We start from the raw sequence: 17,429 nt of genomic DNA, 5'->3' as shown, positions 1-17,429 counted from the left end.
CGCCGCGGACTGCTTGCCTCACTGCCCCGTCAACGCATTCGTCAGCTCGAGCGCGGTGCCCGGCTGGCTGCCGCCCTGCGCGATCAGCAGGTGGATCTGGCCGGTCGTCAGCGCGCTCACCGACGTGCTCGCCGGCACCGTCGTAATGAGCCAGTCGGCGTTGTTGCCGAGCGTGAAGCTCGTCGACTCGTAGATCGGCGTGGTCGAGCCCGCGGCCGTGACGATCGCCATGTACGTGCCGCCAGACAGATAGATCGAGTCCTGCCCCGACGCCGGCACGGCGTTGCCGTACGACACGCCAGCCATGGTGGGCGACCCGGACACGCTCGTCGTACCCGGCGCGACGATGTAGATGTCGACGTTGGACGCATTTGCCGATGCATTGAAGCTGCGCACGCGCGCGCTCGCCGAGAGCAGCCCCTTGTCGAACGGGTCGTCGATCAGGCCGATGCCGTAGCCGGTCGTGGTCGGCAACGCGATGGCCGTGTATTCGTGCCCATTGGCGACGTTCGGGAACGTGCCCGATGCGAGTTGCGGCGAGGTCGTGCCTGTGGCCGTATAAGCGATGACCGTGCTGCCCGTGCCGATGTTCGTTAGATTGGTCACGCCCTTGTAGGGGACGTTGGTCTGCCCGGACGGCGCCGTGCCGTTGACGAACAGATCAAGGTTCGGTCCGGCCGGAAACGCGTTGATGAAATGCAACTGCGGGTTCTGGATACCGAGTTCCCTGCCCAGATCGTTACCGCCGCCGCCGCAAGCCACGAGGAATAACGCCGCAACAATAAACGCGGCAAGATTTCGTACGTACTTCATGTCGCACCTCTGAATGATTGGAGAACCCCGGATCGTTTCTCGTCGTTGCGGGGCACTTGCAGGGAGCAATCGGTATGCCGTCGGGTGCGCGTCAATCGCCTGATGAAACCGGTTCGGCCGTGGGCCGGTACTTGGCGCCCGTTGGACGAACGCTTCGAAGGGGATGCAGAGGTTCTGTCATGTCCGGTGCGTGTCCCGCTTTTACGCACCGGGGAGCAGATGTGGCCGGTCTTCTTTACTTTTTTCTTCGGCTTGGGCTACCCGCAAGAACGCGGGCACGGAGCGCCCGCAACACCGCGGGCCATGGCTCCTTTTTGGGGCTCAGCCGGCCCGGCGCCGGTCGAACCAGAACGACAGCGCGACGCTCGCGAGAATGGCAAGCGTCGCGAACACGGTCGAACGGGTGACGGTCTCGCCGAGCAAGAGCGCGCCGAGCGCCACCGCAACGATCGGATTGACGTACATGCAACTGCTCGCGATAGTCGGACTCGTGTGACGAATCAGAAAACCATAGGCGACATATGCGGCCATCGTCGCCACGAGCAGCAGATAGACGAACGCGACGATCGAACCGAACGCGGGCTCCGTCACGCGCTCGCCGTCGAGCCAGGCAACGCCCGTCGAAATCGCCCCGCCGAGCCCGATCTGCAATGCGGTGGCCATGAAAAGATCGGCGGGCAGCGTAAGGCGGCTCGCGAGATGCGCGCCGCCGGCCCAGGCGAGCGCCGCGAACAGGATGACGATGCTGCCGCTCACCGAAGTGCTCGACGCCCCCCCATGATTCAGCACGAGGATGCCGGCCAGGCCGAGCGCAAGCGCGGCCCACTCCCCGCGCGTGACCGGGCGCCCCGCGATGGCCGAAATCAGCGTCGCGAAGAGGGGCACAGTGGCGATGATGACCGCCGCCGTGCCGGTGCCGACGCTGCGCATGCCGAACGCGAGCAGCCCGCTCGACACGCCTACGAGCATCGTGCCGACGATACCGGCATTGCGTACCTCGGCGAGCGTCGGCCATGCGCTCGCGCGGCGCACCGCCAGCACGAAGAGCCCGATGCCGGCCAGCAGGTTTCGCAGGCCCGAGAGCAACAGCGGCGGGAACGACGCGAGCGCGACGTGCAAGGCGAGATAAGACGAGCCCCATGCCAGATAAACGACCGCGAGTGCGAGCGCGATGCGGCCGCCCTGCGAGCGCGGCAACCAGCGGGAAAAATTCATGCGCGTTGCCCGTCCGCGAAACGTGGAACGTGGCGGCCCCCTGCACGGTGGTACGCGCGGGCGCTATTCGAACGAAGGAAAGCGGGCATGACAGGACGACGAAAGGAATGGATGCCCGACGACGGACGATCGGCGCCGCATGCGGGCGCACAACGCGCTTCGTCAGGCAATCGTCGGCATTATGCACGCAGGTCGGGCGATGCGCCCGTGCGCATAACCACTTCTCTATAAGGGTCATTTGCGCGAACCCTGCCGCGGGCTCCGGCGAGTGTCCCGCCACGCGTTTTCCTCGTTGCCAAAGCCTGCCGACCCGTTGTATCTTCTGCGGTGCTAACGCGGGGGTCCTGCGTCGCGTTGTCGCATCCATCGATGCGAGAGCGCCGCGCGGGTGAGAAACACCCTTTGAACCTGATCTGGATAATGCCAGCGCAGGGAAGCGTACGGGCTTGACCGCATCACCGACCGCCCGACCTCCCCTTTCGTCTCCTGCTCCTGCTTTAGCGCCCCACAGATCGACCGGATCGGCGCGCAAGCGTCTGGCCCGGCCAGGCAAAGCCCAGGAGATTCGCATGAACGCCAACCCGAAATTCATCTCGAACGAGGCACGCGTCGATGCCGCCGCCGTCGCACCGCTGCCGAATTCGCGCAAGGTCTACGTGACCGGCTCGCAGCCCGATATCCGCGTGCCGATGCGCGAGATCACCCAGGCCGACACGCCGAGCGCCTTCGGCGGCGAGAAGAACCCACCCATCTACGTCTACGACACGTCGGGGCCGTACACCGACCCGGACGCGAGGATCGACATTCGGCAGGGCCTGCCGGCGCTCCGTCAGCGCTGGATCGAGGCGCGCGGCGACACGGTGCTGCTCGACGGACTGACGAGCCAGTACGGACGCGAGCGCGCGGCCGATCCGGCCACGGCCCAACTGCGCTTTCCCGATCTGCACCGGATGCCGCGCCGCGCGAAGGCCAGCGCGAACGTGACGCAGATGCACTATGCGCGCCGCGGCATCATCACGCCCGAGATGGAGTTCATCGCGATCCGCGAGAACCAGCGCCGCGCCGAATACCTCGAAAGCCTGCGCGCAAGCGGCCCTGCGGGCGCGAAGCTGGCCGATCTGATGGGCCGGCAGCATCCGGGCCAGGCCTTCGGCGCCGCCGCGTTCGGCGCCAACGCCCCACGCGAGATCACGCCCGAGTTCGTGCGCGAGGAAGTGGCGCGAGGCCGCGCCATCATTCCGGCCAACATCAACCACCCGGAAACGGAGCCGATGATCATCGGCCGCAATTTCCTCGTGAAGATCAACGCGAATATCGGCAATTCGGCCGTCACGTCGTCGATCGGCGAGGAAGTCGACAAGATGACCTGGGCGATCCGCTGGGGCGGCGATACGGTCATGGACCTCTCGACGGGCAAGCACATTCACGAAACCCGCGAGTGGATCATCCGCAACAGCCCGGTGCCGATCGGCACGGTGCCGATCTATCAGGCGCTCGAAAAGGTCAACGGCAAGGCCGAGGACCTGACCTGGGAAATTTTCCGCGACACGCTCATCGAGCAGGCGGAGCAAGGCGTCGACTACTTCACGATTCACGCGGGCGTGCTGCTGCGCTACGTGCCGATGACGGCCAGCCGCATGACGGGCATCGTCTCGCGCGGCGGCTCGATCATGGCCAAGTGGTGTCTCGCGCATCACAAGGAGAGTTTCCTCTATGAGCATTTCGAGGAAATCTGCGAAATCATGAAGGCCTACGACGTCAGCTTCTCGCTCGGCGACGGTCTGCGTCCCGGCTCGGTTTACGACGCGAACGACGAAGCGCAGCTCGCCGAACTGAAGACGCTCGGCGAGCTCACGCAGATCGCGTGGAAGCACGACGTCCAGGTCATGATCGAGGGCCCGGGCCACGTGCCGATGCAGCTCATCAAGGAGAACATGGATCTCCAACTGCAGTGGTGCGACGAGGCGCCGTTCTATACGCTGGGCCCGCTCACGACGGACATCGCGCCGGGCTACGATCACATCACCTCGGGGATCGGCGCCGCGATGATCGGCTGGTTCGGCACGGCCATGCTCTGCTACGTCACGCCGAAGGAGCACCTGGGCCTGCCGAACAAGGACGACGTCAAGGAAGGCATCATTACCTACAAGCTCGCAGCGCATGCCGCCGATCTTGCAAAGGGCCATCCCGGCGCGCAGATCCGCGACAACGCGCTCTCGAAGGCGCGCTTCGAGTTCCGTTGGGAGGACCAGTTCAACATCGGCCTCGATCCCGACAAGGCACGCGAGTTCCACGACGAGACGCTGCCGAAGGATTCGGCGAAGGTCGCCCACTTCTGCTCGATGTGCGGCCCGCACTTCTGCTCGATGAAGATCACGCAGGACGTTCGTGAATTCGCCGCCGCGCAAGGCGTCTCGGAGGAGGCTGCCCTGCAAAAAGGCATGGAGGTGAAGGCCGTCGAATTCGTGAAAAGCGGGGCCGAAATCTATCAGCGTCAATGATGCCGGGACTGTAACGGCCGGCGGCCATGTCCGGCGGGCGGCCGCACCGACGGCGGAACGCCCCTGAGGAGACGCATTCCCCCTGGGATGCGCCTCTTCTCGTTCCCGGCTTCCTCGGCCGCCTTCTCTGCCGCGTTGATCGGCCCGCCTCGCTTTCGTCCCGCCTCCGATCCCGCTTTCGTCCTGTTTCTTGCCATTTCATCCCGCACTGAAACATCCGCTCGCAACGGCGCGGTAACATGGGTGCCTTTAGCTCATAACGCAGGCGCGCCCCGAGCGCGCTCGATTCGATGAAGCCCGCCCATCTCGCTCAACTCGTCTTTCTGGCCTCGCTCTGGGGTGCGTCGTTTCTGTTCATCCGCGTCGGTGTGGCCGAATTCGGCGTCGCCCCGCTCATGGCGCTGCGCGTCGCGATCGGCGCCTTTTTCCTGATCGGCTGGGTCGTCATTCGCGGCGCATCGCGCAACGTGCTTTCCACGATGCGTCAACGCGCGGTGCCGCTTTTCATCGTCGGCGTGCTGAATTCCGCGGCGCCGTTCTGTCTTTTTGCGTTCGCCGAGCTCACGCTTTCCGCCGGCACGACGTCGGTCATCAACGCAACCACGCCGCTATGGGGCGCACTCGTCGCGTTCGTATGGCTCGGCGATCGCCTGACGCCGCTGCGCTCGCTCGGCATGGCGATCGGCTTCGCGGGCGTCGTCACGCTCGTGTGGGACGAAATCGCCGCCCCCCACGGGGCGCCCGGCCCCTCACCGTTCGCCACGGCCCTCGCGGCCGCCGCCGCGATGGGTGCCGCGCTGCTCTACGGCGTGGCCGCCAACTATACGAAACGGCACCTGACGGGCGTCGATGCGCTCACCGTGTCGACGGGCAGCATGGTCGCCTCGACCATTGCGCTCGCGCCGCTCGCATTCCTTACCTGGCCAGGCGCGCCCGTCTCGATCAACGCCTGGCTCGCCGTACTGAGCCTCGGTGTTGCCTGCACGGGCATCGCCTATTTCATCTACTTCCATCTGCTCGCGGTGGCGGGCCCCGCGCGCGCGATGACCGTGACCTTCGTCATCCCCGCCTTCGGCATCCTCTGGGGCGTGCTCTTCCTGCACGAACGCGTCACCGCGCCGATGCTCGAAGGCTGCGCGATCGTCCTCATCGGCACTGCCCTCGCGACGGGCGCCGTCAAGCGCATCCCGGGCTTCGGCCGCCCTGCCCGCGAAAGCTGAACCGTCTCCCGGCGGCGCGGGCTGGCCGCCGGGTCACCGCCTGCGTTCGCCACCCCACCGAGCCGTCCGGCCGCGAGGTGCTTCGCTCGTCCTTCGTCGCCCATCGAACATAGCACTGCGTGCGGGCCGGCTTACGCTCACGGGCAGTCATCGCTCGCTTGCTACAGGGTTCGGTTTCGTATGGGCATTGCCCGGCATGCTTGGTCTCCTCGTCCGCCACGCGGCGCTCGGGCGTCCGGCGGCAACGCCGAGCGCTTCGGTCCGCTCGCCCGCCGCCGCGCCGGTTCGGCCACGCTTGCGCGCGCCGCGCGCGCCTTCGCCATGGCCGCGAAGCGCGAGCTGACACTCGCCGAAATCCTGCCCCACCTTCAGCACGATGCTGCCGGCTGGTACGTCGACTATCAGGCCGTGAGACTCAGAAGCGCGTTCCAGCCCGTCGTCTCGATCACGCATAAACGCATCGTGGGATACGAAGCACTCGTGCGCGCGACCGACGGCAAGGGACAGCCCATTTCGCCGCCGACCCTCTTTGCGCAGACGCCCCGCAAACACGCCACCTTCGCGCTCGATCGCCTCGTGCGCTGCGTGCATTTCGCCAACTTCGTCGAACACGACATGGCAAATGCATGGCTTTTCGTCAACGCGCCGCCGGGCCTTTTTCGCTCCGGCTGGCCCTACGGCTCGTTCATCGACGAACTGTGCGCGCATTTCTCGCTGCCGCACCGGCGCGTCGTAATCGAGTTGCTCGAAGAGCCCGCGGCCGATGAAGCCGTTTTCGAGCGAACCGTCGAGGCGTTGCGGCGCCGCGACCTGCTGATCGCGATCGACGATTTCGGCACGGGCTTTTCGAACTTCGACCGGATCTGGCGCATGCGCCCCGATATCGTCAAGCTCGACCGCTCGCTCGTGGCCCGCATGGCCGCGCCCGGCGCCGACGGTCAGTTCGCCGCGCAACTCGTGACGATGCTGCATCGCGCAGGTGCGATGGTGCTCGGCGAGGGCGTCGAGACCGACGACGAGCTCGTCACGCTGCTCGAAGCAGACGTCGATTTCGTGCAAGGGTTCTGGCTCGGGCAGCCTCGAGGATCGCCAGTCGAGGCAAGCCGCGGCGTAAGCTCGCGCATCGAGACGATGTGGTCCCGCTTTCGCGAGCGGGCCGGCGGTGCACCGCGGCTGACAGCCGATCTAGCGCAGTTCGAGCGTGCCGTACTTGCCGGTGCGAGCCTCTACAAGGCCACGCGCCAACTCGCCGTGGCGGCGGGCCGCACATTCGAATCTCCGTTGGCGCGGCGCGTGTTCGTCACCGATGCGCAAGGCGATCAGTACGAGGCATCGATCGCGGCCAACCCCGAGGAGGCGGTGGATCGCCTCTCTCCGCTCTTTCCCGATACGGGCTGCAACTGGTCGCGCCGCCTTTATTTCAAGCGCGCCCTCGCGGCGCCGGGGCGCGTGGCGGTCATGGGCCCGCACTACTCGCTGACGCTTGGCAAGGACACGTATACCGGCGCCGTGACCGTCGACATCGGCGAACAGATGCATGTCTACTGCGTCGATTTCCTGCTGGACGCGCCGCCCGGCGAAGCGTCGCCCCGCGCCCCCCCGCCCTGACCGGGCCGCACGCGACGCGCGGCTCGCCCGCGCTCACTCCTCGACTCGCGCTCGCCCCGCCTTGACGCCGCTGCGCCGCGCCTTGCTCTCGAGCCGCCGCACCTTGGAGGCGCGCGTCGGCCGCGTCGGCACGCGAGCGCGCGGTGTCATGCTGACGCTTGCCACGAGTGCATTCAGGCGCTCGAGTGCCGCCGCGCGATTCATCTCCTGCGTCCGATACTCCTGCGACTTGATGATGACCACGCCGTCGCGTGTGACGCGGTGATCGGACAGCGCAAGCAGCCGCATCTTGATCGGCTCGGGCAGCGAGGACGCGCGGATATCGAAGCGCAAGTGGATCGCGCTCGAGACCTTGTTGACGTTCTGGCCGCCCGCGCCTTGCGCACGCACGGCCGTCAACTCGACTTCGTCAGGCGCAACGGTGTAGCGAAAGCTCATGGTACCTGGCACGCACGAATAGAAACAGAAACCATCGATAAAGGATTTGCCCGCAGTGTCGCACAACCCGATCCCCCGGGCGGCGCGGTTCAACGCCGGCTCGCCTCGTCGAGCGCCCGCGCCATGCGCGCCGCGAGCCCCGAATCGCGGCGCGTCGGCGTGGCAATCGCCTCGGCCAGCACGCGCCGCGTGCCGACGATGCGCACGGCCCGCCGCGCACGCGTGACAGCCGTATAAACGAGCTCGCGCGAGAGCACGCGGCTCGCCGAGGCGGGCAGCACGAGCGCCGCCTCGTCGAACTCCGAGCCCTGCGACTTGTGCACGGTCAGCGCGAACGCCGTATCGTGCGGCGGCAGCGCGGCTGGCGAGACGGCGCGCATGCCGCCCTCGGCCGTGCGGAAATAGACGCGCAGCACGCCGCGCGCGTCGGGCAACGCAATGCCGATATCGCCGTTGAAGAGCCCGATCGCGTAATCGTTGCGCGCCACCATCACCGCGCGCCCCGCGAACCAGCTGGCCCCCGGCGCGAGCGGAATGTGCGCCGCACGCCGAACGTGGGCGCTCATGATCGCGTTGAGCGCGTCGACGCCGCGCGCGCCGGCGCGCGTCGCGCAGAGGATCCGGAACGCGTTGAGCGCCGCGAAGAGCGGCTCGGGATCGGGCTGCACCGCCTCGAGCGTGGCGGCAACGGCCGAGGCATATCCGGCGAAGCCGCGCGCGAGCCGCTCCACCGTGGCGGCCGATAGCGGGCTGCCGCCATCCTCGTCGAGCACGGCAGGCGATGCGAGGCTCGCTTCGTCGTGCCCGAGGCTCAGCGTCGACAACGCGGCGTCAGTATCGCCGCGCCGGATCGCGAGGGATAGTCGGCCGATCGGCGAGTCGAGTCCGAAGCGATAGTTGCGCTCGAGCCAGATCACCGCATCGACGAGCGGCGTCGCCAGCGGCGGGCGTGCTGCGGCCCGCACGGCTTCGTCTCCCGATATGCCGTCATCGTCGAAATGGGCGCTGGCCGGCCGGACCTCACCTGCGGCGGGCGAAGGCACATCGTCGTCCACCGGCAGGAAAGCGTCATCGTCGAAAGCCGCATCGAGCGGCGCGCGCGCGGGCTGCCCGTGTGCCGCGCGAGGCTCGGCCGGCAGCGCATCGGCCACGCACGCCTCGTCGAGCCCGGTCGCATGGGCTATACGCGCGATGCCGGCCGCGCTGAAGACCGGTTGCGCACTGAGTTCCGCGAAAACGGCGCCCGCCTCCACCGCCGCGAGCTGGTCCTTGTCGCCGAGCAGCACGAGCCGTGTGGACGGAGCAAGCGCATCGAAGAGCTGCGCGGCCATCGCCACGTCGATCATCGAAGCCTCGTCCACAACGAGCACATCGTACGGCAGCGGGTTGTCGCGATGATGGCGCAGGCGGGCGCCATGCCCCGCGCCGAGCAACCGGTGCAACGTCTGCGCGCCGGCCGGCATGCGCGCGGCGATCGCCGCAGGCAGTGCCGCGGCGCGCTCCGCGAGCGCTTCCTGCATGCGTTGAGCCGCCTTGCCGGTCGGCGCCGCCAGCGCGATCGTCACGGCCGGGTCGGCATCGATGAGGCAGGCGAGCATGCCGACGACCGTGGTGGTCTTGCCCGTGCCGGGTCCGCCGCTCACGACCGTCAGGCGGCTGGAAAGCGCGAGTGCCGCCGCGGCCCGCTGCCAGTCCACCTCGGTGCCCGAGGGGGGGCCGAAGTAGCGCGCGAGACGCCCGGCAAGCGCCGCGTCCTCGTCGGCGCCGCGCGCTGCGGCTTCCCGCCCCCGTGCCTCCCCGGTCAGGTGCGCGACGATCGATGCGGCAAGCCGCCGCTCGTAGTCGAAATAGCGGCCGAGATAGAGACGCCCTTCGCCATCGATGACGAGCGGCTTCAACGTTTCGGCCGCATCGCGCTCGCCCGAGACGATGCCGCTCGCGACGAGCGCCGCCTCGATTTCGCCGGGCGCCGCATCATAACGGCGGGCGAGCCGCGCGAGCGGCACGCAGACATGGCCCGCGCTCGTCGCGCGACTCACGGCGAACGCGGCGCGGCGCGCCCAGCGCACGCTGCGAGGATCGGCGCCGAGCCGCTCGGCCAACGTACCGATGCGGCGCGCGAACCCGTTCGCGAGCGCCGTCGTGAAATCGGCGGCCGCAACCGCGACGGGCACGGACCGCTCGAGCGCGGGGCTACTCATGCATGTCTCCCTGCGGGCGGGTTGCGCCCCATGCGGCGCGGCGCACGGCCATGAACGAAATTGCGGCGCATCTCATGCCCGTGCCTCCCCCGCCATCAAACGGTCGAGCGCTTCGATCAGCGCGCGCGACGGCGTGCGCCGGTGTACACCGGCCGGCATGCCACCGTCGTGCCAGCCCGGGCGCACTCCGCGCAGGAACACGTACAGGTAGCCGCCCACATGCGCGTCGTAGTCGTAGCCGCGTTTGCGCACCTTCAGATATCGGTGCAGCGCGAGCGTATAGAGCAGGCCCTGCAGGTGGTAGGCATGCGCCGTCATCGCGGCCTCGAGCGGGCCCGCCGCATAATCGGCTGCGTTCATGCCGAGATGGTTCGACTTCCAGTCGATGATCCAGTAGCGGCCGCGGTGCTCGACGATCATGTCGACGAATCCCTTGACGAAGCCCGCAAGCATGCCCGGCTCGAGCGCGACGTCGGGATAGCCATGCGCCGTCAAAAGGCGTCGCAGCGCGGGCAACGCCAGCGCCGGCGCCGCGAAGAGGAACGGCCATTCGACGAACCGGCGCTCGGGGTCGACCTCGGCGAGCGTCAGCCCGGGAGCGAGTTCGGTCCCAACGACGTCGGCCACGACCCGGCCCATCATGGCGGGCATCAACCGGGCGGTCGCCGCATCCGCGGCCACCGGCCGCTCCTGCAGCGCACGCGCGATAGCCGCGGGCCACGTGTCCGGGTTCGCGAAATCGGCCAACTCGAACAGCCGATGCAGGCACTCGCCCGCCGCCGCCCCGCGCGGGAAGGCGAGAATGTCGTCGGCCTGCGCCGCCGCGGGCGGCAATGCCCCAGCCGCAACGGCTGGTAACGCCGGCTCCGGAGGCGGTGCCGCGAGCGCATCGTGATCGGGGCGCGGCTCCTCCTCGGCCACGAGTGGCGCGTGCGCGAGCGCCGCCGAAGCGAGCGAGCTGAAGCTCGCGATGCGCCAGCTTTCCGCGAGCGCGATTCGGCTCATGCGTGCGGCAAGGCGGCGTCCCCGCGCCGATTCGCGCGCGAGCGGCGCACGGGTGACCGGCATCGGCAACGGTCCGATTGCGATCGGGCCACCGGGCGAGGTCAATGCCTCCCATTGGCGTGCGATCACGGCCTCCTCCGGCGGATCGTCGCTCCATGCGTCGAAGCCGCGTTCGTCGCCCGCCACGAGCCAATTGAGCACACTGCGGCGCGACTCCTTGGTCGAGCGCGAAGACAGATAGCTGCCGGCCACCAGATAGCAACGATGAACGGCACGCGTGAGCGCAACGTACACGAGCCGCGCCCGCTCCGCCGCCTCCTCGCGCGCCGCCTCCCGCGCGGCACGCTCGGCCGTCTCGCCCTCGCAACCGTAGTGGAGCACTGTCACGGTCGCGCCGGGCGCATCCGCCGCTTCGTGGTATTCGCAGGCGTCGGGCAACGCCGGCGACGATCCGGCGGCCCGCGCCCCGTCGTTGAGGAACGGGCAGAAGACGACGGCGTACTCGAGCCCCTTCGATTTATGCACGGTCACGATCTGCACGAGATCGCGATCGGACTCGAGGCGCAACTGCGCCTCCTCCCCGCCGCCCTGAGTCCGCTGCGCGGCGAGCCAGCGCAGCGTCGGCGCGAGACCCGGCGTCGCCGCATCGCGCGCGGCGACGAGTTCGGCCAAATGGTTGACGTCGGTCAGCCGCCGCTCGCCGTCTTCGCCGGCAATGAGCTTCGGCCCGATGCCGAGCTCGCGCATGAGCGTGCGCCACATCGCGGCAAATCCGCGCTCGTGCCACAGCGACCGATAGCGCGAGAAGCGCTCGACCCAGGCCGTGGCGTCGTCCTCGTGCGTGGCCGGTACCTCGTCGGTCAGCGCCTGCAGGCGCCAGAGCGCGGCGGCGTCGAGACCGAACCAGTCGGCCGCGAGCGCCGCGCGCAGGCGGCGCAGATCGCCGGGCGTATCGATCGCGATCAGCACGCGCTCGAGCTGCTCGGCGTCGATCGTCTCGAAGACCGACGCCTGCGCCAGTTCGACGCTGCCGATGCCCCATGCCGCCAGCACGTGCTTCACGAGGCTGCCTTGCTTGTGCGTGCGCACGAGCACGGCGATGTCCGCGGGCGCGAGCGGCGCGGCGCCCACGCGCACCGTGCCCTCGCGCGCGCCGCGCATGAGGCCGGCGATCTCCGCCGCGCACGCCTCGGCGGCCTGCCGCTGCGCGTCGCGCTTGACGAGCGCATCTTCGCCGGAAGGCAGCATCCAGACGTTGAACGAGCCCTCAGCCACGCCGTGCCTGGCCGGCATGCGCTCGTCGACGAACGCGCCGCGGATGCGCGTACCGGCACGCACGGGCTGATAGTCGAGCCCGTCGAGCACGAAGGCCTGCGGATTGGCGCCGAAAATGCGGTTGCAGGCCTCGACGAGCGGTGCCGTCGAACGCTGATTGACTGCGAGCGTATAGCGGGCGCTCGCGGCATGACGCGCGGCCAGATACGTGTGCAGATCCGCCGCGCGAAAGCTGTAGATCGCCTGCTTCGGATCGCCGACGAGAAAGAGCGGCGCCGGCGCCTGCCCGCTCTTGGCGAAGATCCGTTCGAAGATCGCGAACTGCAGCGGATCGGTGTCCTGAAATTCGTCGATGAGCGCAGCCGGATAACGCGCGCGCAGCGCTTCGGCCAGCCACGGGTGCGCAACGAGTGCATCGTGCAGGTTCGCGAGCAGATCGTCGAACGAGCTCACGCGGCGCGTGCGCTTCATCGCGCGCAACGCGGCCGGCGCTTCGTCGAGCCACTGTGCCAGCAGCACGAGCCAGCGCATGCGGTGCGCAGCCTCGGCCGATTCGCTCGCGGCCGCGAGCGTCTGCGCCAGCACGAAAAACGGATGCTCGGGCGGCGTGCATTTCACCTTCGTCGCCTTCGCGAGTGCGGCAGCGGTCAGCTTGAGCGCGGCGCGCGGCGGCGCCGCGTGGCAATCTCCCTGCGCGAAGTAGCGGTCCCAGGCATCGAGCGCCGCGGCCACTGTCTCGGGCTTGTGGGTCGTGCGCGAAAGCACCGCCTGGGCTTGCCCGAGCAGTTGTACGATCGCCTCGCGCTCGGCATGCCACAGTGCGCAGGCTTCGTCGAAGCGCGCTTGCGCATCGACCTCGTCGGCCTGCGCCTCGGCTTCGGGAGACGAAGCGCCCGCCGCTCCCCAGCGCACCCGTGCAAGCGGCTTCTTGAGACGCTTTGCGAGTTGCGCATCGAGCGCGGCCGGCCCCGCGCCGCGCTCGACGAGCCACGCCGCGAACGCCGGATGGGCCGCGGCCTCCGGCTCGACGCGCGTGCGCCAGAAATCCGCTGCGAGTTCGAAGCGCAGGCTCGCGTCATCGGCCTGCATCTCGAACGAGAACGGCATCCCCGCTGCAAACGGCGCCTCCTGCAGCGCACGCTGGCAAAACGCGTGGATCGTGTGGATCGCGGCCTGATCGAACGTCGAGAGCGCGCGGCGCACACGCTTGGCGGCCAGCTCGAGCGCCACGTCGTCGGCATCGGCAAGAACAGTTTCGAAAAGGCGCGCGATAAACGGGTCGCCGTCGCGATCGCGCCGCTCGATGGCGCGCTCGAGCTCGGCGAGCCGCGAGCGGATCCGCTCGTGCAGCTCCGCCGTCGCCGCCTTCGTGAACGTCACGACGAGGATCTGATCCGCGTTCAAATCGCGCTCGAGCATCAAGCGCACATAGAGCGCACAGATGTTCCAGGTCTTGCCCGTGCCGGCGGACGCCTCGATCTGATTCACGCCGTCGAGCCGGCAGCCGAACACGTCGAGCTCGACAGGTGCGGCGAGCGCCGCGGCCGTGGGCCGGTGCCGTTCGCCGTTCATGCGTCCTCCCCGCTCAGATGAGCGATCAGGGGATCGAATACGAACCGCGAAACCGCGGCGAAGCGCTCGTCGAGCGCGAGCGGCAAGCCGCGCCATGCAATCGCGAGCGCGGGATCCTCCGATTCGCCACGCACGCGATCGCTGATCCATGTGCCGAGGGCTTCCGCATCGCCGCTCTTCGCCTTGGCCCACGCACTCCTCGGAAAGAACGGTAGCGGCGCGCGCCGCCCCGCGAGGAAAAGAGCGAGGAGCGGCGCGAGCAGATCGAGCGGCGCGGCAACGGGCGCAAACTCGAACCGTTCGTCGCGCCCATGCCAGACCGTACGGCGCGGGCCATCCGGCTCGGCCGCGCAATAGACGAGATGGGCGAGCCACGCCCCGAGGTAGTCGCGCGCGCCGGCACGTGCGTATCGATAGAGCACGAGCCCGTTGTCCGTCAACCCGCCGAGCGCGCCCTGCAGCTCGCGTGCCGGTGCGGCCTGCACCGCCTGGGCGAGCGCGGCGTCGTGCACGCCGAAAAGCGCGGCACCGCCCGTATCCGGCCAGGCCGGGCGCACCGCCAGCGCGAACGTCAGGCGCCGCGCCCGCGCGCCGGCGGCATCTGCGCGCACATCGGCCGCCAGCCGCTGAAGCGCTGCGAGCTCGCGGCGCTTCATGACGCCGCCCGTTGCGCCGATCGGCAGCTCGGGGCTCGCATCGGCCACGCGCATCGCGCGCGCGCGTACCGCTTCGCCGCCGTCTTCGACGAGGCGCGGCAAAATCCGCTCGGCCAGTGCGTCGCTCGCGGCATAGTCGAGCGCGAACGGCTCGGTGTCGATGAGTTCGCCGTCTGCCGACTCGAGCACGATCCCGAGCCGCTCGCGCAGCTGCGCACGCGCCGGGTGCTGCCAGAAGCGCACGAAATCGGCGAATGCGATCGGCCCGTCCGGTTCCGGCGGCAGCGGCTGGGCGAAGAACGGGCGCGCACGCGCCGGCTCCCCCGCCGTCAGCCGCTCAGCCAACTGCGCGCGCTCGGCGTCATAAGTAAATAGGCCGCTTTGCGCCTCGAAGTAAGCGCTCGAAAACGGCTGGAGCGGGTGCTCGACGATGAACGCCCGCCGTGCGGCATCGACTTGCGACGGTGCAGCGCCGGGGCCTGCCGCCGCACGCGCGAGGTGATCGAGCAGTTCGTCGACGAGCGCGGCCGGCGGCAGCGGGGCGTTGTCGCGAATGCTGCGTCCCGTATAGGCGACGAAGAACCGGTCGCGCGCGGCGAGCAGCAGGTCCAGAAAGAGGTTGCGTTCGTCGGCGCGCCGCTGCCGGTCGCCGAGCAGCGGGCACGCCGCCATCAGATCGAATTCGTCGGGACGCGCGAGGCTGGGCAATGCGCCCTCGTCCATGCCGATGAGGCAAATCGCACGATAGGGCAGGCCGCGCAGGCTCGTCAGCGAGGAGAACGTCACACCGCCCCAAGGCACGCCCCCCTTCGCGCTGTCGTCGAGTGCCGCCGTGAGCGCCGCACGCAGCACGTCGACCGGTACCGGCATCTCGCCGGCACCGTCGCGCAGCGTGTCGAGTGTCGAGTCGAGCGCATCGCGCACCGCTCCAACCGCATCCGAGAACGCCGGCCCTTCGTCGAAGAACTGCTCGAGGGCGTCGCCGAGCACGCGTGCCCATGCCTCGCCCGCGCGCGGCTCGCCGAGCCCGCCTGCGAAGCGCTCGAGATCGTCGACAAAGCGCGCAAGGCGCCCGAGCAGTTCGCTTTCGGCGCCTTGCGCCCCGGGCACGGGCAGCCAGGCGTCCACGGGCTCGCCGCCGTCGGGCATCGCATAACCGAGAAAAAGCCGCGTGAGCGCATCGGAGAACGTATGGCGCGCAAGCGGCGCCTGCTCGCCGCCCGAGGCCGAGGGCGCGAGCCCGCGCCGCGCGCCGGCCGCCGCGAGCCATGCCTGCGCGGCGTCGAGCGCGCCCGCATCGATGCCGTAACGCGCGGCCACCGCGTCGATACGCAGCCATTCGACGAGTTCCGGAGCCGTGGCCCCGCGCTCGCCGAGCGCGAGCCACTGCAGCAGCACGCGCGCGACCGGATTCGCCTGCGAAGCGGGCAGGCCCGTCACGCGGTAAGGGATGCGGCGCCGGTCATCGATCTCCATCGTGCCGAAGACCGCATCGACGAGCGGCGCCGCGGCGGCCAGGTCGGGGCAGACGACGAGCACGTCCGATGGCCGCAGCCCGCCCGCTCCGTCTTCGCGCGCACCGTCGTCGAACCAGCCCAGCAGCCGGTCGTGCAGCACTTCGAGCTGGCGCGACAGGCTGTGGCAGACGTGCACTTCCACCGTCTGGCTCGCGCGTGCGCCGCCTTGCTCCCCAAGCGCGGGCTCGGGTTCCTCGGTTTCGAGATCGAGCATGGCGTTTTGCAGCTTCGCGAGCCAGCCCGGCGCAGGATTCTCCATGAACCGCGTCGCCTCGGCCGAGGCTGCTCCCTCGGTCAATTCATGCACCAGGTGCAGTTGCGCCTGCGTCTGACGCCCCCACTCCGCAAGCAGCGGATGACCCACCTCGTGGTAGTCGAGCGACCCGGCCGCGTCGAGCGCGACGGCCGCTCTCACGCTGACGATATCGAACCAGAACTGGCGGCACGGGTTCATGACGTACAGCCGCACGTCCATCCAGTGCGACAGCTCGCGCAAGAGCGCGATGTGAAGCGGTGCGATCGTCGGTAGCGCGAACACGCTCACCGAAGCCGGCCAGCGCGCGCGCATCACGGCGTCGAGATCGAGCCCGCGTGCGACGTCGAGAAACCGATGGGCGGGCGGGGCAACGGCGGCAAGCGCATCGTCGCCCCCGGCGAGCTCGGCCAGCACCGCGCGCCAGAGCGCCGCCTGCCAGCGCTCGTCCTCGCGCAGCTGGGGGCCGCTGCCGGGGCGCACGCCCGCGCGCTGCGGTTCGTCGAAGATCGAACCGCCCGCTTGCCAGCGGGCGAGCCATTCCGGGCGATAGGTCAGATAGTGGTCGAACAGCGTCGCCACGCGCCGCGCGAGCTCGTAGCGCATCGGCGCGTCGGCCGCGTCGAGATAGGCGGCGAGCCGCGGCGACGCATACCCGCCGCCGGCCCCGGCCAAGCCCGCCTCCTCGCGCCCGCGTTCGGAGAAGAGCCGGTAGCAGCGCCATTGGAGCCGCTCCACCGCGAGCGGCGAATGCGCAGGCACCTCGAGTACCCCGCCGATCCGGGCCCAGAGCCACTGCGCCAGATAGCCGAAATTGACGTTCGCGCAAATCCCCCGCCGTTTCGCGAGTTCGAGTTCGATATGCCGGCGGGCCGCGGCGCTCGGCACGACGACCTCTTCGCTCGCCCACGGATCCGCCGGCATCGTCGAAAGATCTTCGCAGAGTGCTTCGACGAGCGTCTCGTAACGGTTGGAGTAGAGAACCTGCAGCATGAGCTCTTGATGGCGACGCCCGCCCGCGGCGCAACGGGCCGCGCCCGGGCAAAAGCGTCAGCATAGCAAACGCGGCGCGCATGGCGCCCGGCCGGTCGCGCTCGCCGCCGTGCGAGCAATACGTTAGACTCGACGCCGACCTGCTAACCGGCCACCCTGGCT

The 17,429-nt window shown here is 69.1% G+C and carries 9 protein-coding genes and 1 riboswitch; of the genes, 3 read left to right on the top strand and 6 right to left on the bottom strand.

Features of this window, described 5'->3' with window-relative positions; all coding sequences use genetic code 11:
• Positions 1-18: 18 nt before the first annotated feature.
• Positions 19-813: a DUF4397 domain-containing protein gene (locus U0034_RS16765; RefSeq protein WP_085226927.1), complete on the bottom strand. Its 795-nt coding sequence runs from the start codon at positions 811-813 to the stop codon at positions 19-21.
• 321 nt (positions 814-1,134) lie between these two features.
• A complete protein-coding gene (locus tag U0034_RS16760; RefSeq protein WP_085226925.1) occupies positions 1,135-2,028 on the bottom strand; it encodes an EamA family transporter in 894 nt (297 codons plus the stop codon).
• A gap of 327 nt (positions 2,029-2,355) precedes the next feature.
• Positions 2,356-2,481: riboswitch (TPP riboswitch) on the top strand.
• A gap of 116 nt (positions 2,482-2,597) precedes the next feature.
• Here U0034_RS16760 and thiC point away from each other — a divergent pair.
• From thiC to U0034_RS16745, 3 genes are all read left to right on the top strand, one after another.
• Positions 2,598-4,529, top strand: a complete 1,932-nt coding sequence (gene thiC, locus U0034_RS16755; RefSeq protein ID WP_085226923.1) for a phosphomethylpyrimidine synthase ThiC — start codon at positions 2,598-2,600, stop codon at positions 4,527-4,529.
• A gap of 290 nt (positions 4,530-4,819) precedes the next feature.
• Positions 4,820-5,749 carry a DMT family transporter gene (locus U0034_RS16750; RefSeq protein ID WP_085226921.1) on the top strand — a complete coding sequence of 310 codons (930 nt, stop codon included), beginning with the start codon at positions 4,820-4,822 and terminating at the stop codon, positions 5,747-5,749.
• Between the two features lie 321 nt (positions 5,750-6,070).
• Complete coding sequence (locus tag U0034_RS16745; RefSeq protein ID WP_085227257.1) at positions 6,071-7,357, top strand: EAL domain-containing protein; 1,287 nt, start codon at positions 6,071-6,073, stop codon at positions 7,355-7,357.
• A 33-nt stretch (positions 7,358-7,390) separates the two neighbouring features.
• Here the strand turns inward: U0034_RS16745 and arfB are convergent, their stop codons facing one another.
• The 4 genes from arfB to recC form a co-directional block, all read right to left on the bottom strand.
• Positions 7,391-7,795, bottom strand: a complete 405-nt coding sequence (arfB, locus tag U0034_RS16740; protein ID WP_085226919.1) for an alternative ribosome rescue aminoacyl-tRNA hydrolase ArfB — start codon at positions 7,793-7,795, stop codon at positions 7,391-7,393.
• 89 nt (positions 7,796-7,884) lie between these two features.
• Positions 7,885-9,996 carry an AAA family ATPase gene (locus U0034_RS16735; RefSeq protein WP_085226917.1) on the bottom strand — a complete coding sequence of 704 codons (2,112 nt, stop codon included), beginning with the start codon at positions 9,994-9,996 and terminating at the stop codon, positions 7,885-7,887.
• Positions 9,997-10,068: 72 nt separating this feature from the next.
• Complete coding sequence (recB, locus tag U0034_RS16730; protein ID WP_085226915.1) at positions 10,069-13,848, bottom strand: exodeoxyribonuclease V subunit beta; 3,780 nt, start codon at positions 13,846-13,848, stop codon at positions 10,069-10,071.
• Positions 13,845-17,267, bottom strand: coding sequence for an exodeoxyribonuclease V subunit gamma (gene recC / locus U0034_RS16725; protein WP_085226914.1), 3,423 nt, complete (start codon positions 17,265-17,267; stop codon positions 13,845-13,847). Before recC ends, recB begins: the two co-directional genes overlap by 4 nt.
• Positions 17,268-17,429 lie beyond the last annotated feature (162 nt).

Source organism: Trinickia caryophylli, assembly GCF_034424545.1.
In the GTDB taxonomy this organism is placed as follows: Bacteria; Pseudomonadota; Gammaproteobacteria; order Burkholderiales; family Burkholderiaceae; genus Trinickia; species Trinickia caryophylli.
This window is presented reverse-complemented; position numbering and strand designations above follow the sequence as displayed.

Coding starts and splice junctions, on each gene's coding strand:
- recB (WP_085226915.1), bottom strand. CDS start 13,848: ATGAACGGCGAACGGCACCGGCCCACGGCCGCGGCGCTCGCCGCACCT.
- thiC (WP_085226923.1), top strand. CDS start 2,598: ATGAACGCCAACCCGAAATTCATCTCGAACGAGGCACGCGTCGATGCC.
- U0034_RS16750 (WP_085226921.1), top strand. CDS start 4,820: ATGAAGCCCGCCCATCTCGCTCAACTCGTCTTTCTGGCCTCGCTCTGG.
- recC (WP_085226914.1), bottom strand. CDS start 17,267: ATGCTGCAGGTTCTCTACTCCAACCGTTACGAGACGCTCGTCGAAGCA.
- U0034_RS16745 (WP_085227257.1), top strand. CDS start 6,071: ATGGCCGCGAAGCGCGAGCTGACACTCGCCGAAATCCTGCCCCACCTT.
- U0034_RS16760 (WP_085226925.1), bottom strand. CDS start 2,028: ATGAATTTTTCCCGCTGGTTGCCGCGCTCGCAGGGCGGCCGCATCGCG.
- U0034_RS16765 (WP_085226927.1), bottom strand. CDS start 813: ATGAAGTACGTACGAAATCTTGCCGCGTTTATTGTTGCGGCGTTATTC.
- U0034_RS16735 (WP_085226917.1), bottom strand. CDS start 9,996: ATGAGTAGCCCCGCGCTCGAGCGGTCCGTGCCCGTCGCGGTTGCGGCC.
- arfB (WP_085226919.1), bottom strand. CDS start 7,795: ATGAGCTTTCGCTACACCGTTGCGCCTGACGAAGTCGAGTTGACGGCC.